A 21,091-nucleotide genomic window follows, 5' to 3' on the forward strand; every position below is an offset into this window, starting at 1 on the left:
CACAAATCAATCCAGAATTACCTGCTAACCAATCACAGGTTGATAACCAAAAATCAGAGTTAGAACTGCTTAAAGAACAACTGAAGCGGCAGCAAGAAATGATTAATGAACTGTTAGGTAACAAAGGTTAGTTTGGCTAGAATAACCTTTGGTAGCTAGGCAAGGCTAGGAAGTCAAGGTTACGAAGTACGATAGCTTGCCCTGACTGTATGACCGACTAGCGTACAATAGGGCAGTAAGGTTAGGGAGTTAAGTAAACTACTATTTAGTACAATAAGGTGACTGGTAAACTAAATATTTAGTGAGTATTCTGTGAGTATTGAGTATCTAGTTAACAAGTTAGCTAAAAGCTTGATACTAGATAGCTAAAATAGCAAATAAAGCTGTTTTGAGTATTCAGTGAGTATTGCTAATGAAGTAATAGGCTATAGGTTATAATCTTGCGTTGTTTTCATCAGTTATTTAAAACCCGAACACCAATTATTGGCGTAGTACATCTGCTCCCTCTTCCGACTTCAGCCCGTTGGGGAGGTAGTCTCAAAGCAGTGATTGACCGCGCTGAACAAGAAGCCACAGCCCTTGCCAGTGGAGGGGTAGATGGGATTATCGTTGAGAATTTTTTTGATGCCCCATTTACGAAAAATCAAGTTGACCCCGCAGTTGTGAGTGCGATGACTGTGGTTGTGCAACGCATTCAGAATTTAGTGACTGTGCCTTTGGGGTTAAATGTGTTACGCAATGATGGTAGAAGTGCGATCGCTATTGCTAGTTGCGTTAATGCCCAGTTTGTGAGAATTAATGTTCTCACGGGTGTGATGGCAACAGACCAAGGTTTAATTGAAGGGGAAGCTCATCAATTATTACGATATCGTCGGGAATTAGGATCTGATGTAAAAATTTTTGCTGATGTTTTGGTAAAACACGCCCGGTCTTTGAGTTCTCCTAATTTGACGGTTGCTGTTAAGGATACTATTGAACGAGGTTTGGCTGATGCGGTAATTTTATCTGGTTGGGCTACTGGTAGTCCTCCTGACCAGGAAGATTTGGAACTGGCTAGTGTTGCGGCTGCTGGTACTCCTGTTTTTATTGGTAGTGGTGCAAGTTGGGAAAATGTGGGGACTTTGTTACAAGCCGCAGATGGGGTGATTGTTTCTAGTTCTCTGAAACGTCATGGTCAAATTCAGCAACCAATAGATCCAATTCGCGTCAGCCAATTTGTCGAAGCTGCCCGCAGACCTCTATTGTCTAAACTATGATTCTTTTGATTTTCTTGATTTAGATGATTGGAAGATTTCTGAACTAATTACCAATTACCAATTACCAATTACCAATCACCAATATTATGATTCGTCGTCGTTCTACTCCTTGGATTCATAAATGGTCGCGTCCGGCGATCGCAACTATTGCTGGTTTTGGTATCCTAAATACAGGTTATCTCACCTATGAAAAGCTGACCGGCAGCACTCCGGTTTGTACTACCCCAGAAAATGTTAAAGGTTGTGTGGATGTCCTTTCTAGTCCTTGGGCTACGGTTTTAGGTCAACCATTACCTGTATTTGGTTTATTGGCATACATGGGGATGTTGATATTGGCTTTAGCTCCCTTAGCATTGAACGCAGGGGAAAATCACAAAAGTCAGAAACAACTAGAAAATTTAACTTGGTGGTTGCTGTTTGTGGGAGCGATCGCTATGTCAGTTTTTAGTGGATACTTAATGTATGTCCTGGCATTTCAACTCAAAGCCTTATGTCCTTACTGTATTGCCTCTGCCTTGTTTGCATTAACTATGTTAGTGTTAACCGTCATGGGTAGAGATTGGGAAGACATCGGACAACTTTTATTTACGGCTGTGATTGTGGCAATGGTGACGCTAATTGGGACTTTAGGAGTTTATTCTCAAGTAAATCCATCAGGTAACATTACTGAATCAACTGATGGAAAACCCACAGCAATTACCTTCACACCTAAAGAACAACCAAATCCTGACTTTGGCTGGGAAATTACCACTAAATCTGGTGCAGCAGAAATAGCTTTAGCCCAACATCTTGTTAAATCTGGTGCTAAGGAATATGTAGCCTATTGGTGTCCCCATTGTCACGAACAAAAGCTACTTTTTGGTAAAGAGGCTTATCAAATCATTAATGATAATTCTAAGGTAGAGTGCGCTGGCGATAGTCCCAATGGTAAACCAGAATTATGTAAAGCTGCAAAAATCGAAGGTTTCCCCACTTGGATTATTAATGGTAAAAGCTATAGCGGAGTCCAGACTCTAGAGGAATTAGGAAAGATCACTGGTTATACAGGTCCGAAAAACTTTAAATATTTCCGCTAGAGATTAAGACTAAGGAATGTGAATTAAATAAACTGCAAAAGTAAAAAAGTAGGGTGTGTTAGCGACAGCGTAACGCACCATTCCACATTAAATCAGAATTGCAGGTTATTAAATTTGCGTCCCTACAATGGGAATAATTTGAAAATCCAAGATGAGGATATTCCTTTAAACTACAAAATTGATGCTAATGAAAAAGTAATTACCCCACCTTTTCGAGGTGGGGCGGTTGTGCGTTTTCCTGTGCAACTAATTCAGAGTCTTGTCGGTACTTTGTCGGTAGAAACATCAGGAGAAACTGTGATTCCTTCCTATGGTCAGTTAAATATAACTGTGAATAATCAAATTATTAACTCACCTATTGGTAAAGAAGGATATTTTTATTTAGACAGTGTTGCTCTGGGAAAATATCCAGCTAATGTGGACTATGAAGGGGGTATTTGTAATTTTGAGCTAACTATTCCCCAGTCTCAGGAACAAATGGTTAATTTAGGTAATTTAAAGTGTATCATTCCTTAACGATTACAGTATTGTAGGGTGCGTTAGGATGAAATCCGTAACGCACAGAATCCTTGATAATGGTGTGTTACGCTGTCGCTAACACACCCTACTTCGTGAACGTTTCTCAACCCAACCTACAATAAATTTTGTTTTACATAAAGGGAAGAGTAGAACCACCGGAGATAATATTACCCATTACCCATTCCTGATTTTGGACAAGAGTATGCACTTGCCAATTAGGATCAGTTTTAGGGTAATCTAAACGGTAATGTCCACCTCGGCTTTCGGTTCTAAAAACAGCACTTTTCAGAATTAATTCGGCAATATCTAATAAATTACGAGTTTCAGCCCACAGCCGCAATTCCTTTTCAATTTGTGGTTGTTGAAAATTAACTGATTGTGTCGGTTTTAAACTCAATAATAATTGACTTAAAGGTAAAGCCGCAAAGTCTTCTTGCCAAGATGCAACTTGAGAAACAGCATTTTCTAAACTTGATTGTTCTCGACAAATACCCGCACTTTGCCAAACTACACGAGGTAAATTTTTGCGAATTTCTGCTAATTGTCTTTGTTGATTTTCCCACTCAATTAGAGATGGGTTAACTGCCAAAGTTTCAGTTTCAATAATATTAGCAGATTCCTGTTTTCCCAGTTGCAATTTTTCATAATCAACATTAGCCATTTGCGCCCCAAAGACAATACATTCCAACAACGAATTACTGGCTAAACGATTAGCACCATGTACTCCCGTACTGGCAGTTTCTCCAATGGCATATAAACCGGGAATATTCGTGGAATTCATCACATCTGTGAGAATACCACCCATCCAATAATGGGCAGCAGGTGACACAGGAATGGGTTGAGTAAAGACATCAATGCCCCAATGTTGACAAACAGCGATGATATTCGGGAAACGGTGGCGAATTTTGTCAGGGGGAATGGGGCGCATATCTAACCAGACATTCGCTGTAGCCGGGTCAGCGGCCGTTTTTTGTAAATGACTGAAAATAGCTCGACTGACCACATCACGGGGTGCTAGTTCTCCTGCTGGGTGGTAATCAAAGGCAAAACGTCGCCCGGTGTCATCCACCAAATGCGCCCCTTCTCCACGCACAGCCTCACTAATCAGAAAACGTCCCGGTTTACTCAAGGCTGTGGGATGAAACTGGACAAATTCTAAATCCCGGAGAATTGCCCCCGCCCGCCAAGCGATCGCCACACCATCACCTGTACTCACTGCTGGGTTAGTGGTTTGGGCAAATACTTGACCACCGCCACCAGTAGCTAAAATGACAGCCCCGGCTCTAATCCAAGTAATTTTCCCTTGATAAAATAGGCTAGTTCCCAAACATTGACCGGTTTGGGGTTCTATCCATAAACTCAAAGCCAAGGCTTGCTGAATGACTTTGATATTCTCACGACGCAGGACTTGATCTGTGAGGGTGGTGGTAACTTCCCTACCTGTGGTATCGGCTGCATGAAGCACGCGAGGACGAGAATGGGCTGCTTCGAGGGTTAAAGCTAAGTTACTGTCATGACGATCAAAAGCTACGCCTAAGTTAACTAGGGATTGAATACAACTGGGGGCTTGTTCGGCTAGGAATTTGACAGCGGCGATGTCGCATAAACCAGCCCCTGCTTTTAATGTGTCTTCAATATGCAGTTTTGGCGAATCTTCTGGGGCTACGGCTGCGGCTATGCCACCTTGCGCCCAATCACTGGCAGAGAGTGAGACTGTTTCTTTAGTAATTAAGCCGACTCGTAAGGATGTGGGTAGACATAGGGCTGTATATAGTCCTGCTGCACCAGCACCGACTACTAAAACATCGAATTGGTTAGGAATATTTATATCGGGCAAGGTATAACTATGATTTTTGTGATTTGGATGATTTTTGGGATTTACAGCCAGGAATAGGGAACAAGGTATAACTATGATTTTTGTGATTTGGATGATTTTTGGGATTTACAGCCCAAAATTTAAAATCTCAACTTAGGGTATGGGTAATTGGGAATATGTTTTCAATTCCCAGTCCCCAGTCCCCAGTCCCCAATCCCCAACCCTTAGTTATCTGTAAATACCGTTGTTAATGCGATCGTCGCCTTCGTTGAAGTTAGGCTCCAATTCTGTCACGGTGAAATTATCCAAGTTAGCTTGCAAACGTTCTTTTTGGCGATCGCTCAATCCTGGTAGATTTAATACATCTTCTACTTTTTCGTAGGGAGCATTAGCGATGATCTTTTTCGCCAATGTAGGATACAGTCCTGGATATTGTTGGAAAGCAGCGATATTGGTATTGTTCAAATCAATTTTCTTACCAAACTCTGTTCCTAGCTTCTGATCTGCTCTATTTTGACGAGCGATCGCTAAAACTGGAACTTGATTTCCTACAAAGCTATTGAAACTAACAGCTTGGGCTGTCTGGGTAGTTCCCAGTATTCCCCAGCAACCTAGCAACAATGTAAATACAGTGAATAAACGCACCAATCCTTTCACGATTTTTACCTCTTTTTTTCAAGGAATAATAAAATTTTGCAGCCAAAAGCCACGAACTTTAGGGCATAAGCCGGAAGTTTAAGGATGTCAGTGTAGTTTCTTTTCTAACTTGATCCTAGCTCCTTCATGGTTTAGCTTCATGGTTTAAGCTTGAGAGCTTGCACAACAGTCATCAAAAACTAATATACAGCGTATCAATATCCATAATATTTAGGACTATTTGGTTTGATTTGACTTTTGGCAAAAATCTGACCTCATAGCACCTCTGCGCCCATTTTTCGGTGTTTACCTAAATTAATAGGAATGTCACGCCAGAACTGCTGCTAATAAGAAGAGACTGTCTACTAGAATTGTACTCAAAACTGCGCCTCCAAAGGCATACCAATGGCATTGTTTATTAAGTAAAGATCCTGTTCCCACTGTCGTCAGCATCAGGGCAAGAATGACTGCCCAGCCTTCTCCCCAAGGTGTTTGGACTTGCGCCAGGGCATTCTGTAAGATTTGTGAAGCACCAGATGGATCTGTGATCATAATTTGTCGCCAATAAGGCATCAAATCCACCAAATAAAAATAAATATCGGTTAAAACCGTTCCTAGTAAAGAACCAAGGTAAAACCAATTGCCGACCTTGCCCCAATTTTTCGCTAAACACCACACAGCAAAAGGTAATCCTAGTGCTTCTATCGGTATATGCCAGATTGGTTCATATCTTAACCAACCCCAATAAATCGCTCCTGTTAACCAAGTCCAGCTAAAGCCAAAAAGTAAATCTCCCCATAAATAGGTTTGGGGACGTGACATTAATTTAATACTGAGCCACACCCAAAAGCCTGTCATTAATACGCTCAGAATAGGAAAGGATCGCACCAATGGGGCTTCTACGAACACTGGTATTGATACTAAAAATACTGATGCTAAAAATATTAACCAATTTTGTCGGGAAGATAGGAAATTTGGTAAATGAGAATTTTTCAGGCTGTGATTGATATCTACAGTCGGGTTAGTAGCTGTATAGGCAGAAAATGTATGATTAATCAAAGTTTCTAATATTTGTTACTAAACTTTACTTATCTTCAGAATATCATAACTGAAAATCCCCCAGGGGGGCATCTTGATTATACATGAAATTTATTTATAGAGGTATGCACTCAAGCAGGAAAGGCATAGGATCATGACCTTGGCTAAGTTTTCAGACATATTATGATTACGTTGGCGAATTGGTATTGATAAATCATCAGATTAATTAAATAATTTGGGAATATGGTGATTGAATGATAAGTTATTTGTATAGGATTTTTGTAAAAAAGGACTTTCTCAATTATGGGGGGTCTATTCTCATGATTATTGAGAATTTTATCAATAATCAAACGAGTTTTGGTGATTTCAGCTAGGGGGCTTGACAGTGTTCCGAGTTTTTGGTATGTTGATGGTATGAGTGGGAAAGTGTGCGCTCATATATAGATAGATTTTTTATTCATCAAGATAATAATTTCCTAAATAGCTCCCAGACACAGAGAAATAACAAAATAATATTTGTCCATTTAATTGTCAGAATCAGGATAAGTAGGTGAACAGAAAAATTTAAAGGTATGTGAAGAAAAGTAAAATCACTCAAAACTCTCTTCCTGTTCCCTGTTACCTTGCCATAACGACAATTTTTAACGCCAACCTATTTAATAAGATTTTGTCTAAAAAGACTGACTACGACCAAGTAAAGTTGGATAGTTTGCTATAATTACGCATTGATTTTGGGAGTCTAGTTAATGACAACAATTTTAGAGTTAAATAGTATAGATTTACTATTATCACAACTGTTACAGGTAGGAGCGCCTAGCGAAGTAGCTAGTCAAGTTGATTTGGTTCAAGGAGTAATCCAGGCATTTATTTTAGGAATTGTGCAAGGAATTACCGAGTTTTTACCAATTAGTAGCACGGCACATTTAATCATTGTAACTAAAGTATTTGGTTGGAAAGAACTTGGTTCTAAAGATTTTGTTGATGCTATTCAATTTGGGAGTGTAATTGCCATTTTGTGGTATTTTTGGGCTGTAATTTCTGGTTTGGTGAAAGGTGCAATTACAGCTTTTCAAACTAAAGACTGGGAAAGTGAAGATGGGAAAATTGTTGTGGGGATTGCTGTGGGGACAATTCCGGCTTTAACTATTGGATTTTTATTAAAAGATGTAATTCCCGAAAGTTCCTTGATTATTGCGATTATGTCGGTAATTATGGCGATGCTGCTAGGTTTAGCGGAAAAATTTGGAACTCGTAAACGAGGTTTCAATGCTTTGGAAATTCGAGATGGTATTCTGGTAGGATTAGGACAAACTTTAGCTTTAGTTCCGGGAGTTTCTCGTTCTGGTTCAACCTTAACTACTGGGTTATTTTTGGGGCTAGAAAGAGAAGCAGCCGCGAAATTTTCTTTTTTGTTGGGGTTTCCCACTTTGACGATTGCGACTTTATATAAAAGTTTGAAGATCTTCAAAATGTTTCAATCTGGAGAATTACCAAATAATATTGTAATTCTGTTAGTTGTTGGCATTGTTTCTACCTTTATTTTCTCTTATTTATCAATTGCTTTTTTAATCAAATACTTGCAAACTAAAAATACGTTGGTTTTTGTTTGGTATAGATTAGCTTTTGGCATTTCTATTTTATTAGCGATCGCTGCCGGTTGGCAAGGATAACTCTGTTATGTAATAATTCAGGAGTCAGGAGAATGCAGAAGTTTTCAATTCCCTGTTCCCTGTTCCCTGTTCCCATGACTACCATTCAACCTGCTAAAATTACCAAGGTGCTGCCTGACTCAATTGCGGAGGAAATTGGCTTTACAGCCGGTGATGCGATTGTGGCTATTAATGGCACAAAACCCCGTGATTTAATTGATTATCAATTTTTGTGTGCTGATGAAATTCTCAAATTGGAAGTTTTAGATGCGACGGGGAAAACCCATCATGTCGAAATTGAAAAGGATTATGATGATGATTTAGGACTAGAATTTGCCACAGCTTTATTTGATGGTTTAATTCAGTGTAATAACCGCTGTCCTTTTTGCTTTATTGATCAACAACCACCAGGAAAACGGACTAGTTTATATTTAAAAGATGATGATTACCGGTTAAGCTTTTTATATGGTTCTTATCTAACTTTAACGAATTTAAGCGCGAAAGAATGGCAAAGAATTGAACAAATGCGGTTATCGCCTCTGTATGTTTCCGTGCATTCTACGGAAGCTGATGTGAGAATTAGACTTTTAAAAAATCATCGCGGTGGGGAAATATTATCCCAGCTTCACTGGTTTCAAGAACGAAGATTGCAAATTCATGCTCAAGTTGTTGTCTGTCCTGGGATAAATGATGGTGAACATTTAGAAAGGACATTGCGGGATTTAACATCTTTTCATACTGGAGAATTACCAACCGTAGCATCAGTAGCAGTTGTTCCGGTGGGTTTGACACGGTTTCGTCCCCAGGAAGATGAACTCGTACCTGTAACGCGGGAAAAAGCCCAAGAGGTAATTTATCAAGTTAAATTACTCTCCCAGGAATTTCGGAAAAAATATGATTCTAGTGTCGTCTGGTTAGCTGATGAATGGTTTTTAATTGCTGGAGAAGAATTACCCACTGAAGCTGAATATGAAGAATATCCGCAAATTGATAATGGTGTGGGTTCAATTCGCTTATTTATTAAACAGTTTACCCAAACTGCAACTGAGTTATTACCACCAAAAATTATCAATCAACGCAGATTAACTTGGGTGGTAGGTAATGCAGTGGAAACAGCATTTCAACCCTTGGTAGAACAGTTAAATACTGTCGCCGGTTTAGAAGTGAAGATGCGAGCTTTATCTAGCGATTATTGGGGACAAAGTATCAGTGTGACTGGTTTATTAACCGGACATGATTTACTTTTAAACTTAAAAGGGCAAGATTTAGGAGAGGGAATTTTATTACCTAGTGTCATGCTGAAGCATGGGGAATTGGTATTTCTAGATGATATGACGGTTGCAGAAGTATCTCAAAAATTAAATGTCAGTATTTTCCCAGTAGCGGGAGTTGAGGAATTAATCAATACTTGTCTTCAAGCGGACTGATAATTAACAAAAGTCTTTCTTATATCAGGGAACAGGGAACAGGGAACAGGGAACAGGGAATAGAAAAATCAATTGAACGACTCATCTGTTTTGGCGAAAGAAGATTAAATATGCGTCAAAGGAATGGTATTTAAGCTAAAACCATCCTTCTTGTTCTAGGGTTTCGATTAATTGTAAGCCCCGAGGATCGCCAACGCCCAGTAGTGAGGCTTTGGTGTCTGCTCTCACTCCTAAGTCTTTATCTTCGGCAAAAGCTTGGATTAATGCGTCTATAGCTGTGGCATAGACGACGTTAGATGGTAGTTCTTTACAAAGCTGGCCAATTGTCCAAGCGGAGTTACTTCGTACAGCGGCGATGGGGTCTGTAACTAAGGCTTCAATTAGGGCGGGAATTGCGCCGACGATGGCTTCATAACCTACTTCTGTCATCTGTGCTAGGGCGCTGGCTGCCCAGAGACGGACGGCGGGAATATCGGTTCTCAGGGCATCTGTGAGAGGTGCTAAGGAACGGCGATCGCGACAATTACCTAAAGCCCAGACTATGCCTTTGCGAACATAACCATTAAAATCGCGGTTGAGTTGCCTAATTAAGGGTTCTACGGCTTCTTTGGCTGGGTTACGTCCGATACCATAAGCAGCGCTAACTCGCACTAGGGGACAATTATCTGTTAAAAGATGGATGAGATGAGGTGTTGCTCGTTCATCTTGAATATCACAAAAAGCACGCGCTGCTAACATCCGTTGTTGGGGTTGGGGATGGGCTAGGAGTACCAGCATTAATTCCACATCAGGCTTTTCCACTTCTGATTCATCAGTCAGTGGTTCTATTTGGTCTAGTGGGGTAATAAGCTCCCCTTCGCTGTCGAGTAGGCTGAGTTCGTATTCGTCGTACATAATTATTCAACTGTAACCTGTTCCCTGTTCCCTGTTCCCTGTTCCCTAATTAGAGTGATTTTATCATCCAGAGGGATTGTTCTTGATAACCAAGTTGATGATAAAGATTTAATGCGGGTGTGTTGGAGAGAAATACTTGTAGTCCGATTTGGTGATAGGTTTGCTCACCAGAGGCATTACGGTTTTGTTTAGCCCAATTTTCTATATAATTCATCAAGGCTTTACCAAGTCCTCTGCGCCGATATTCTGGGATGACGTAGAGGAGAAAGATGTGCGGATGGCGATCGCCACTAACCTGATCTATAGCATTCCCCACCCATAAACAAGCTACGGGTGATTGGTGATTGGTGATTGGAAAATTATTTCCTCCTGCTCCCTGCTCCCCGCCCCCTGCCCCCTGCTCCCTTACCTCTGCATCTACCCACCATAGGGGGGTATTACGACAGAAGTATTGTTCAACTGTATGTGCTAGGTGGGAAAAGTTTTGATCAGGGAATTGTTCTTGGTAAGTGCGCTGCATGAACTTGACCAAGAGGGCTTTATCGAGGGTAGAACCTTGGCGAACAGAATAGCCGGGGAGTAAATTCACAATAGACTTATTTCCCAATTACTTAATGATCATGCCAATAGGTGCGGGGGCTGCCATATCGGAGGGTAAAAAGATGCGGGCGCTCACGGCTACTAAAGCCAGCGTAAATATCAAGATGGCCAGGAAAGGCGCGATATATTGACGAAAAATAGCCATGTTTTTGTTTATGAATAAATAGCAACAGTATTAATTCTAGCGAATTCCCAAAAATAAATAATCCAACTTGCACTAAGCAAAATGAATTTGTCTATTTCTGCCCTAATCTTAAGGCTGATCTTGGTCTAACTCATTTAAGACTTTTTCACAGTACCAATTTTCGGGCATTCCCGGAACATTTTGTTTGGCTTGTTCAATTAGTCTTTCCGCCGCCGCTACGTCTCCAGATAATCTAGCGATGAGGCGATTTTTGAGGTAGTTGCCGGTCACTTCTTCGTCTGGTTGGTTGGGGATGCTGGGATTGAGTGCTTGCAGGGGTTCGCGTCGCAGTTGCCAAAATAGGACGTAATAAAGTGTCCCAAAAATTAGGATCAGGCTGATAGTTCCCAGAAGTGTGACGTGGTTAAAAGGCAGACTTTGGAGAACTAATTGTGAGAGGACATAGCCCAGTAATAGACCTGTCACTATTAGAACAAATGTACCGACAAGAATAACTACTTGTGTTCCCATATATCTTCTTCTTGTAGTCCTGGTCTGGTGGTTGCCAATACCTTGGGATTCCAAGGGGCAACAATAGGTAATAGTAGCAAACCAGGTAACGCCGCTACAAGAGAAAGTAAGAAAAATGTCGGCCAACCTGTGGCTGTAGCCCAACTGCCGGCGGGGGCGGAAAGTACGTCTCGACTAATGGCCATGAGGCTGGAGAATAAAGCAAACTGGGTGGTTGTGAATCGGTGATTACAGAGACTCATTAAAAAGGCGACTGTAGCAACTGTGACTAATCCAGCGGAGAAGTTTTCGATGTTTACGGCGATGATTAGTAGGGAATAATCTTTTTTATAAGCGATCGCCAGGGCATAATAACCTAAGTTACTGAGTAATTGCAGCGCCCCAAATAGCCACAAACTGCGATTTAAGTTAATTTTGGTCATGATTACCCCCCCAGCTAATACGCCGACGGTGGTGGCAATAAATCCCATTCCTGCTTGGATTGCGCCGATTTCGGTTTTGGTAAAGTCTATTTCTCGTAAAAATAGGTTGGCTGTAATCCCAACCAGGGAATCACCTAGTTTATAAAGTAATATAAAACCTAGTGTTAAACTGGCTTGTTTGATGCCAAAGCGGTGAAAAAATTCTTTAAAGGGTAGGAAAATAGCTGTTTGTAAGTTTTGAGGAGGACTATCTTCTGTAATTTCATTGAGGAGAGAGTTTGGTAATAATAATGATGTCGTTATCCAAGCAACTAATAATCCCGCTAATAACCAATAAAACACGGGTTGGGGAATGAAGCCGACAAAAACGCCGGCAATTAACCCGGCTACTAGTAAGGTGATCAGGACTATAAAAATCACGTCTTGGCTGGAAATGGGCGCTAGTTGTGTTTTGTCTTGGAGTTTGTGTTCTGCGGGCGACCACAAGGTGGTAAATATACTTCCTGCCATAATTACTGCCATGAGTAAATATACGACATTCCAAGGTAAGTAATCTGCTAGGACTAAGGCGAGAGAACTGGTAATAAATAGGGCGATCCGGTAGCCTAATACCCATACAGATGCCCCTGGCTGCGCCTCTAGGGGGTTTAAAATGTCGGTACGGTAGGCATCACCTGCGATGTCCTGGGTGGCACTGAGGAAGGTAATAATCAGGCAGTTGATGGCGAGGATTTGTAATATTTGATCGCTTTGGGCTGGTTGTTGAATAGCAAGGGCAGCGATCGCTAATACTAACCCAATTTGAGTAATAATTAACCACCCTCTTCTGCCACCTAGTAATGGTGGTGTAAATCTATCTAATAGGGGCGACCACAGGAATTTTAAGGAATAAGGTAAACTTAATAACCCAAATAAGGTGATTTTGGCAATATCAACTTTAGCATCTTGCATCCATAGTTGTAGGGTTCTACTGGTGAGGAATAGTGGTAAACCTGATGCAAAACCTAGTAACAATAAAGCACCCATTTTCTGGCTTTGGAAGGCCTGTCTGAGTGCTTGAATTTCTTTCATAAGATTATCTTGCCATGCTGGAACAAGAAGTGCAAAATCAGCATTTTACTTTCTTTGTGGCTAGTTCAATTAGATCTTCAATTTTCTTAATATTCTGATCTCCGGCTAAGTAACCAATACCGCGATGCAAATGTAAGCGAAATTGCGTAATTAGGGTTTCTCTATCGGTGTCTAAGCCGTCGTTGTAGCAGCGTTGTTTGAGGGCTAAAAGCAAAATATCGGACATTTCTCCCCCAAAAACCCGCCATGTCAGTTCGACGTTGCTATCTTGGGGGATAGGTACGGGGGAAGGTGCTGCTGGTTCTGCGAGGGAACGACAAAACGCCCACCGACATAATATGTTCCATTGTTCGATTTTTGTGCTGCGTTTAAGTTTGAGTAGTTGTTCTTTGGCTGTTTGGGAAAGTTTAATACGTTCTATTGGTGATTCCATGATTTTGGTAATTGGTAATTGGTAATTGGTAATTGGTAATTGGTAATTGGTAATTGGTAATTGGAAAAATCTATTAGTCATTACCAATCGAATTTAAATAAGCATTTAACTTGGCGGGAAGTTCATGAATTATCTGTTTGAGAATATTTACTTGTTCAACTGTTAATAAATGACGGGCATAAGCAAGCCGCAACCAATGAATTGTTTCATTTAGAGAACCTCTAGCTATTTTAATAAAGCGTTTATTATCTTGAAAGTTATAACGTCCTCGACCTTCTGCTATATTTGCCCCAATGCTATCTGCTGAACGCACAATCTGCTTACCAATTGTATCTTTACTAAAATTATCCCATCCCATAACTACTTTCCAACTTTCATTTGCTAATTTTTCTGATAATTTATACACTTGTAACTCTTCAAAATCTGGTCTTCCCATTACCAATTACCTATTACCTATTACCTATTACCAAAAATAACCGGGTTTGATTGTGGTTTCTCTTTTACCTGAGTTGTATTGGAGTAGGTATTCACGGGCTATGGCTTCGGTTTCTTGCAGGTTTTGATATTCTTTTTTGCCGATTTCGGTGTCGGTGGAAAGGAGGATTACTTGATGACTGGCGGAGGGGAAGTATCTTTCTACTAGGTTGTTACGGTGGGAGGAATCGAGTCTTCCTAATGGGGTGTCTATGGCGACGGGTAAGCGTCTTCCTGATACTTTGGCTAATCCCCACAAAAATGCGATCGCTAATAGTTGTTTTTCACCAGCAGAAAGCCGATGTTTGGGGACTGGTTTCCCGTTTAAATCATATAATGATAATCCGAAGCTTTTACTATCAATAGCAATGCGATGTACTAAGTCTGATTTATGTAATAAGTATAGAAAACAGTTTTTTACTTCTTCTTCTAATTTATTCAGTTTTCTCAGGGTTAATCTTTCTCGAAACACTTTTAATGTTTCTTGAACTTTTAACGCCGAATCAATAATATGTTCACTATTTTGATATTTAAGATTTTCTACTGTATATTCATTTAGTTCTTGTCTCAATCTTTTGGTTTCTGTGTCTAATTCTATCAGTTTTTGAGTCATTATATCTGACTGAGATTTAAGTTTATTAAATTCAGTTTGTGCCTCTTTTACTGCTTTTTGTAGTTTTGTATATTCTTCCGGTGCAGCCGCAGTTTGGACTTGTCTTTCTAGGGTGAGGATTTCTTCTTCACAATTAGTTAATTCATCTAATTGCTTTTGGGCGGTATTTTGGGAAGTTTGTAAACGATAAGTTATATTGTCAAGTAAACTTAAACTTTCTTCATCTCCATTTAACCAATTATTTTCTGTTGATAAGTTATTAGTATATAAGTTATTGATATCTTCAGCTAAGAAAGATTGAATATTAGTAACTTTATTATTTTCCAGATTTAATTGTTGTAGCCAATTTAGTAATCTTTCATCTCTAGCAATTAATACATCTTTCGCTAGTTGGATTTGTTGAGTTTTCAGTTCTTTTTCTCCCTGTCTTTGGACTTGAGATAATAAAGGACTAATTAAGGCTAAAGGTAAAACATCAGCAGCTAGTTCACATAAAGATTCACGGACGTTATTCGCAACTTTAATTTTCTCTTCTCTTTGTTGTTCTAATTGACTACGTTCAGCGGCAATTTTACCACCTTCATTTACAAATCTATCTAAAGCTTCTTCATGAATCTTTTCTAATTCTCCAACTTCAATATTCAGATTTGCGAGTTTTATCTGATTGTTTTCATATTCTGCCTGTTTTTCCTGAAGTCGAGTTTCAATTTCTGCTAATTTTTCTAAATCTTTTGTATCTGCAAATTCTCGTTTTTTGCGATTTACTAATATCTCTAAATCAATTGCCAATTTATCAGCTAATTCTAAACCCAAAAGTCCGTTAATCGCATCCACAACTATGGGCGGCGGTATTTCCTGTTCTGCAAGTTCTTTCACTTGTTCACCGTCAAAGAGAAATAAATTGGAAATGCCTATAGGTAAGATATTTTCTATATACTCATCCCAAATATTTACTAATGAATCAATTGGCCATGTTTCATCATCTCCTAATATTCCTAAATGGTCTTTTCCATCTTTAGGATTTTTTTCCCAAGTCCGCACAACCCGATATTTTATTGGTCTATCTTCTTCGATATGTTCAAAAACTAATTCAATTCTGGTTTTTTCTGTGGGGGTACTTTTACTATTCACACATTGGGTGAGAAAATCACTATAACTCAGATTTCCCCTGGTTGAACATTGGGCGCGTTGTCCATATAATGCGAGGCGAATGGCATCCATTAGGGTGGTTTTTCCGCCGCCGTTCATTCCCCCTAATAAAATAATTGGGCGGGCGTTATCTTCGTCAATTTGGGGGTTGAGGTTGATGATTTGTTTTCCAGCATAAGGACCGAAGTTTTGCAGGACTAATTCTAGGAAGATCATGATTTTTTGTTGTTTTTTTGTGTTTTTTTGTGTTTTTTTAACGAACCACAGAGGCGCAGAGGACGCAGAGGAAGAAAGAAAAGAGATGTTTATCTCGTTCCCTGTCTCTGACAGGGAATGCTGTCAAGAGGCTCTGCCTCGGTTATAATGAGTTGAGGTAGAACCTCAAGATTGGCATTCCCAGCCAGAGGCTAGGAACGAGGGTGGGGAGGATATTCTATTGGTCTGGGTTATCATCTGGGTTCTTCTGTGCATATTTGAAGTTAGCCCAAGTTTGTGGTTTAGTCTCTTGTTTTTCGGCGGTATCTCCTAAACTTAATTGTTTGAATTTTTCCCGAATTGTGGCAACATCACCTTCTAATGCTGCTTGTCTTAAATCCCGTTTTAAATGGGCATTTGCGATCGCTTTTTCTGGTGAACGGGAACTTGTATCAAAGCATTTTTCTAGGCTTTCGTAGATACCCACACGGCGAGTTTTTTTCTTGAATTGTCTTTCTGTATCTAATAGTCTAGCCATTAATTCTAGGTGCATTCCGTCACCTTCACAGATTTCTTCTAATACTCCCCATTCATCACTACCAAGTATGCTTTGATCTGCACCAGGACGAGGATCTTTAAATACTTCTCCTGTGACTTCTTCATATATGCGGGGGACACTATCATCAAATTCGTGTTTTTCTTCTAACCAGATTCGGCGAATTTCACTCAATTCTGCTTGAGAAATAAGGGTAATATCCCGCATACTTTCAGGCGCATTTTCACGCATTTCTTTTTGCGCTGCTAATAATTTTCTTAGCCAATATTCTCGCCAATATTTTGTATATGGACCATGTATAGGTTCAACAGATGTTTCACCATTTACATTACGTTCAAATAATTGAACTTCTCCCCGTAACCGACGAAAATCTCTTTTTTCGCGGTCACGGTCAACATCTAATTCAGCACGAAAATCAACTAATGGTTGTAACCATTCTTTTTCTTCATCATTTTGAATCATTGCTTGCATAGATTTATCACTATTAACTAATGTACAAACCCAGCAACCAAAGCGAGAACTACCACAGCTAGGAGTAGAAGTATCAACAACTAAAGGACATTCATTATCTGCTGTTGCACCTCTATACATAGTAAATAAATCTTTATTGCTATATCCCCAAGGATTTGAAAACTGCATTAAATACATCCAAACTTCATCAGTTCGCCAATCTTCAATAGGTGTGTAAAGTAAAGAATTTATTAAATTAGGATGAGGACAGAGGCGCTCTCTGACTCGACCTATTTCACGTTTTATCATAATCAAACCGCGAGTTATGCTTTCAGTCTTGCGAGTTCCTAAAATAACAATTGTTTCACCATTAGCTCTCACAACGTCACGAATAAAAAGATTAGAAGGCTCAATTTTTAGCCGTCCAGTACACCAGCGGAATTTATTGCGTGGCGCTGGGTAGCCTTTACCAATTAAACCTGCCCAATATGTTTGTTTAGTTTCTGGTTGTAGTAAATGAGGTTGTATTGGCATTTTTTGCTCTTCAGCCGCTACTTCCATTTGTTTTAATGAACTTTTTACCCAAGCAGAAACATAGGGATTTTCTACCCCTGTATCTGTTGTAATTACATGAATTGGTTTAGTTCTTTTTTCCGCTGGAAGTCCAGAAATTGCATTCCAAATAAGCTGTAAAGTAGCAGTGCTGTCTTTTCCACCTGAATAGCCTACTACCCAAGGTATCTCATCTAAACAATACAATTCTTGAATTTCTGTCGTCAAAGCTTGGATATACTCCACTAACTCTGGTACAGTACGATTCGGCTGATTTTTATTTTCTGGCTGTTGTCCTGTAGTCATTTTTCCTTACCTGTGGATATATGAACATAGAATCAATACTTCCCTTTGTGGGGATGGAATCATCTAGTATATAAATAAACTTAAGCTATGCGTGCAACATATTTTTAAAAATTGCATCCCTAGTATCCATTTTTTTGGACAATAAAGCAAGAGTTCATCACTAAGTTTTCAAAAATTCACATGAATGATAGTACAGATACACTAAATAATCAACTCGCTAACGAGTATCTAGAACGGGAAAATAAGGATAAACAGGTATTAGCTTTGCTGCTAGACAGGTTTTTAGAGAAGAAAGACCAAATTCTTGTCCAAAAAACCGAAATGGGGGGTACTGAGGCTTATGTAGGTTCTGTGACATTGGAATGGTTCGCGGGACGGGTACATTTTGCGTCTGGTTTACCCCTACTACAAAAAAAGTACAACCCAGAGACAGAGAATATTGAAATTGATGCTGATAGTATTGATGACATTCAACAACGTCCTGTTGACTGGTCGCGTCAAGCACCGTTAGTACAGTATTTAGCAGCGAGAAAAAACCATAAATTTCCGGCTGTGTTGGTAGTAATTAATCAACCTTGGGTAGATAACCCCAAAGCAGCGGAGTGGGATAGTCAAGGACGGGCTAAAAAAGCGACTACTGATTTTATACCTTTAGATAAAGATGGTAAAGTCGGTTTACTGAATATTTCTGAAGACAATGTGACAATTTATGCTTTAGATGGTCAGCATAGATTAATGGGTGTCCAAGGTTTAATGGAGTTAATTAAATCTGGTAAACTGCAACGTTATAAAAAGGATAAAACTGCTGACGAAAGTTTTATTACTCTATCTGATTTGATTGATAAATATCAAGTAGAACCTGCTTATTTACAAAATTTATCTAAAGAAAAAATTGGCATTGAATTTATTTGTGCGGTGAATACTGGAGAAACTCATACAGAAGCAAAACGACGGGTAAGATCAATTTTTGTTCATGTGAATTTAATGGCTGCACCTTTAACTAAAGGTCAGTTAGCACAATTAAATGAAGATGATGGTTTTGCTATTGTAGCGCGAAAAATTGCCGTTACACATCCACTTTTAGAACAAAAACCCAATCGCAATCCCCGTGTTAATTGGAATAGTGCCACAGTAGCTGCTAATTCTACGGTTTTGACGACCTTGCAAGCCTTACAAGATATGTCCGAAAGGTATTTGGGGCAAAAGTTCCCCCACTGGAAACCTTTGGAAAAAGGGTTAATTCCCATGCGTCCAGAAAATGAAGAAATTCAGGAAGGAATTGCTGATTTTAGATTACTTTTTGATAATTTAGCTAATCTTCCCAGTTATAAAATATTGGAACACGAAGATACAACTGTTTTGCGGCGCTTCCATTTTGAGAAAGACGGAGGTGAGGGAAATATGTTATTTCGTCCAGTTTCTCAAGTTGCTTTAGCGCAAGCTTTGGGAACTTTGGTATTTAAAAAAGGTTTTACTTTGACGGATATTTTTAAGAAGTTGGAGAAATTTGACCGTCAAGGGGGTTTTAGTAATATGGAATATCCTCAATCTTTATGGTATGGGGTTTTATATGACCCCAATAAAAAGCGGGTACAGGTAGTAGGAAAAGATTTAGCTGTGAAGTTATTCATTTATATGTTGGGAGGAATGACTGAAAAAATGGAAGTTACTGCTTTACGTAAAGCTTTAGCTAATGCTAGGACAATGGAAGAACAAACTATAGGTTTTGATGGAAAATTGGTAAAACCTCAAGATGTAGGACTTCCGGTTATTTTATAATAATAGCTAATTAAGGCTGAAATATATTATAACGATGCCATTGTAAAGCTTCAATATCTGGAAAATATTTCTCTACTTTCGGTAATATGAGTATTTCCCCATGAAATTCCGTTATTGTTCTAGCATGGGGAGATACTTCTTCTAATTCTTTGCTAACGATTATTTTGTATTTATCATCAACAGCAAACCAACCCCTATCAAAAGCCCAATGATGATTTTTACAAAGTGCTATTCCGTTATGTATTCTACTGTCATAAAAAGCAGAAAATGGCTTTATATGTGCGCCGTCAACAATATTTTGATTACCAGTTTTAGTAACTTTCAACCCACAAAAAGCGCATTGACAATCATATACAGAAACAACCGCTTTTCTAAAGAAAGCATTTCTAATTAGTGTTTTTTTTAAACTCCATTGAGGGTTGTTGGGTAAATTTCCAATATCATCTAGTTTTTCTACTTCTGAATAATCTTGAAATGTTTGATTAATTTGTAGAAATTCCTCAATTTCATCTTCATTATCCGAGAAAAAAGCAGCTACAAGTGCATCAATTAATTCTTTGCGAGAAGATTCATCTTGTAAATAGTTAAATAATTCACTGTCTAAATATGCGTATTCAACAGCCTGTTTTAATTGGTTAGTTGTTTTTGGTTGTAAATTATTAAAACCTGCTTTAATTTCTACGTGCCAAAATCCCTCATTTTGCAGATGAAAAAATGGATAGTGTAAACCCCCTTTATAAGATTGTGAGCCAATAACATTCCAATATTTATTAAAAGCTTGAATTAATTCATCTGATACAAAAATTTGATTATTGGTAATAACTCCTCTCATAATCAAATCAATTACGGTTAAAACTAATATTGGTTTATATTGAGCATTACCACGTTTTCGGCTATTACTTACTCTTAACTTAGAAAACTTTTCACAATAAAAACGAAGATTATTCATATTTCACTACTTGGTAAAAAACACAAACAAAATGGATTATTTTAAAAATCTAGTTAAATTAAATTCTCCTTCTATATTATTTTCTTGATAATCTATTGCTTTTTTTAAAATCAATAGAAATTGTATTTCATAATCAACAATTCCGCGTAATTCAGTTTGTAATATTTCTAATCCCCCATTAGCATACTCTTCAAATACTTGAGTCCGTTTATCCTCATATTCATCTTCTCTAGAAGCAAGTATTTGGATATCACTTGTCTCAACAATTCCTAATAATTTGATAATTTTGTCATAACCCAGTGAAGCAAAATTTTCTTGTGGAATTGGAGAAGGCTCTCTTTTTGTAGTATCTCCTAAAGGAACACTTTTTTTATACTTTACTCCTAATGCTGCTGCAAATATCATCACCTCCACATAAGTTTGGAAAACTCCCGGTGTTTCTTTAGACGCTAGTAACGATTTGACCAACTCAGCCTTATCTTGAGCAATTTTGATTCTATTTGCCGCCATAATTATAAAATATAGACCCTTAAAATCATAAACCAAACCTAACTAACTAATACCACACTCTCACAC

At 38.9% G+C, this 21,091-nt stretch carries 20 protein-coding genes; 6 read left to right on the plus strand and 14 right to left on the minus strand.

Going from position 1 to position 21,091, the window contains the following annotated elements; all coding sequences use genetic code 11:
* The first annotated feature begins 440 nt into the window (after nt 1-440).
* From btpA to CA730_RS14455, 3 genes are all read left to right on the plus strand, one after another.
* Nucleotides 441-1,256 carry a photosystem I biogenesis protein BtpA gene (gene btpA, locus CA730_RS14445; RefSeq protein WP_096668281.1) on the plus strand — a complete coding sequence of 272 codons (816 nt, stop codon included), beginning with the start codon at nt 441-443 and terminating at the stop codon, nt 1,254-1,256.
* An 86-nt stretch (nt 1,257-1,342) separates the two neighbouring features.
* Nucleotides 1,343-2,332 carry a vitamin K epoxide reductase family protein gene (locus tag CA730_RS14450; protein ID WP_096668283.1) on the plus strand — a complete coding sequence of 330 codons (990 nt, stop codon included), beginning with the start codon at nt 1,343-1,345 and terminating at the stop codon, nt 2,330-2,332.
* 138 nt (nt 2,333-2,470) lie between these two features.
* Nucleotides 2,471-2,848 (plus strand): hypothetical protein, encoded by a 378-nt coding sequence (locus CA730_RS14455; protein WP_231939844.1) that lies wholly within the window; start codon nt 2,471-2,473, stop codon nt 2,846-2,848.
* A gap of 133 nt (nt 2,849-2,981) precedes the next feature.
* Here CA730_RS14455 and nadB read toward each other — a convergent pair whose 3' ends face one another.
* The 3 genes from nadB to CA730_RS14470 all read right to left on the minus strand — a co-directional run bounded on the left by nadB (nt 2,982) and on the right by CA730_RS14470 (nt 6,362).
* A complete protein-coding gene (gene nadB / locus CA730_RS14460) occupies nt 2,982-4,688 on the minus strand; it encodes an L-aspartate oxidase (protein ID WP_096668285.1) in 1,707 nt (568 codons plus the stop codon).
* Nucleotides 4,689-4,895: 207 nt separating this feature from the next.
* Entirely contained in the window at nt 4,896-5,324 is a 429-nt protein-coding gene (gene psbU, locus CA730_RS14465; RefSeq protein WP_096668287.1) for a photosystem II complex extrinsic protein PsbU, read from the minus strand.
* Between the two features lie 306 nt (nt 5,325-5,630).
* Nucleotides 5,631-6,362, minus strand: coding sequence for a DUF3120 domain-containing protein (locus CA730_RS14470; protein ID WP_096668289.1), 732 nt, complete (start codon nt 6,360-6,362; stop codon nt 5,631-5,633).
* 725 nt (nt 6,363-7,087) lie between these two features.
* Between CA730_RS14470 and CA730_RS14475 the strand changes: the two genes are divergently transcribed.
* The gene (locus tag CA730_RS14475; RefSeq protein ID WP_096668291.1) at nt 7,088-8,011 is read left to right on the plus strand and encodes an undecaprenyl-diphosphate phosphatase; all 924 of its coding nucleotides are present in this window, start codon (nt 7,088-7,090) and stop codon (nt 8,009-8,011) included.
* 74 nt (nt 8,012-8,085) lie between these two features.
* Nucleotides 8,086-9,417, plus strand: a complete 1,332-nt coding sequence (locus CA730_RS14480) for a TIGR03279 family radical SAM protein (RefSeq protein ID WP_096671546.1) — start codon at nt 8,086-8,088, stop codon at nt 9,415-9,417.
* Nucleotides 9,418-9,552: 135 nt separating this feature from the next.
* On the opposite strand, the gene CA730_RS14485 is transcribed toward CA730_RS14480, so the two are convergent.
* The 9 genes from CA730_RS14485 to dndC all read right to left on the minus strand — a co-directional run bounded on the left by CA730_RS14485 (nt 9,553) and on the right by dndC (nt 17,787).
* Complete coding sequence (locus CA730_RS14485) at nt 9,553-10,311, minus strand: HEAT repeat domain-containing protein (protein ID WP_096668293.1); 759 nt, start codon at nt 10,309-10,311, stop codon at nt 9,553-9,555.
* A 49-nt stretch (nt 10,312-10,360) separates the two neighbouring features.
* The gene (locus tag CA730_RS14490; RefSeq protein WP_096671548.1) at nt 10,361-10,900 is read right to left on the minus strand and encodes a GNAT family N-acetyltransferase; all 540 of its coding nucleotides are present in this window, start codon (nt 10,898-10,900) and stop codon (nt 10,361-10,363) included.
* Between the two features lie 18 nt (nt 10,901-10,918).
* Nucleotides 10,919-11,056, minus strand: coding sequence for a hypothetical protein (locus CA730_RS24915; RefSeq protein WP_172891190.1), 138 nt, complete (start codon nt 11,054-11,056; stop codon nt 10,919-10,921).
* Nucleotides 11,057-11,164: 108 nt separating this feature from the next.
* On the minus strand, nt 11,165-11,566 hold the full coding sequence (locus CA730_RS14495; protein ID WP_096668295.1) for an ABC transporter permease: 402 nt from the start codon (nt 11,564-11,566) through the stop codon (nt 11,165-11,167).
* Entirely contained in the window at nt 11,551-13,059 is a 1,509-nt protein-coding gene (locus CA730_RS14500) for an AmpG family muropeptide MFS transporter (RefSeq protein ID WP_096668297.1), read from the minus strand. Before CA730_RS14500 ends, CA730_RS14495 begins: the two co-directional genes overlap by 16 nt.
* A gap of 37 nt (nt 13,060-13,096) precedes the next feature.
* The gene (dndE, locus tag CA730_RS14505) at nt 13,097-13,492 is read right to left on the minus strand and encodes a DNA sulfur modification protein DndE (RefSeq protein ID WP_096671550.1); all 396 of its coding nucleotides are present in this window, start codon (nt 13,490-13,492) and stop codon (nt 13,097-13,099) included.
* Between the two features lie 73 nt (nt 13,493-13,565).
* Nucleotides 13,566-13,928 carry a four helix bundle protein gene (locus tag CA730_RS14510; protein ID WP_096668299.1) on the minus strand — a complete coding sequence of 121 codons (363 nt, stop codon included), beginning with the start codon at nt 13,926-13,928 and terminating at the stop codon, nt 13,566-13,568.
* Between the two features lie 27 nt (nt 13,929-13,955).
* On the minus strand, nt 13,956-15,944 hold the full coding sequence (dndD, locus tag CA730_RS14515) for a DNA sulfur modification protein DndD (protein WP_096668301.1): 1,989 nt from the start codon (nt 15,942-15,944) through the stop codon (nt 13,956-13,958).
* A 217-nt stretch (nt 15,945-16,161) separates the two neighbouring features.
* Nucleotides 16,162-17,787 carry a DNA phosphorothioation system sulfurtransferase DndC gene (gene dndC / locus CA730_RS14520; RefSeq protein WP_096668303.1) on the minus strand — a complete coding sequence of 542 codons (1,626 nt, stop codon included), beginning with the start codon at nt 17,785-17,787 and terminating at the stop codon, nt 16,162-16,164.
* Between the two features lie 180 nt (nt 17,788-17,967).
* Between dndC and CA730_RS14525 the strand changes: the two genes are divergently transcribed.
* Complete coding sequence (locus tag CA730_RS14525; RefSeq protein WP_096668305.1) at nt 17,968-19,566, plus strand: DGQHR domain-containing protein; 1,599 nt, start codon at nt 17,968-17,970, stop codon at nt 19,564-19,566.
* A 10-nt stretch (nt 19,567-19,576) separates the two neighbouring features.
* On the opposite strand, the gene CA730_RS14530 is transcribed toward CA730_RS14525, so the two are convergent.
* A complete protein-coding gene (locus CA730_RS14530; protein WP_096668307.1) occupies nt 19,577-20,515 on the minus strand; it encodes an HNH endonuclease in 939 nt (312 codons plus the stop codon).
* A 36-nt stretch (nt 20,516-20,551) separates the two neighbouring features.
* Nucleotides 20,552-21,025 (minus strand): DNA phosphorothioation-associated protein 4, encoded by a 474-nt coding sequence (locus tag CA730_RS14535; protein ID WP_096668309.1) that lies wholly within the window; start codon nt 21,023-21,025, stop codon nt 20,552-20,554.
* Nucleotides 21,026-21,091: the final 66 nt, after the last annotated feature.

The organism is Dolichospermum compactum NIES-806 (assembly GCF_002368115.1).
GTDB classification, from domain to species: Bacteria; Cyanobacteriota; Cyanobacteriia; order Cyanobacteriales; family Nostocaceae; genus Dolichospermum; species Dolichospermum compactum.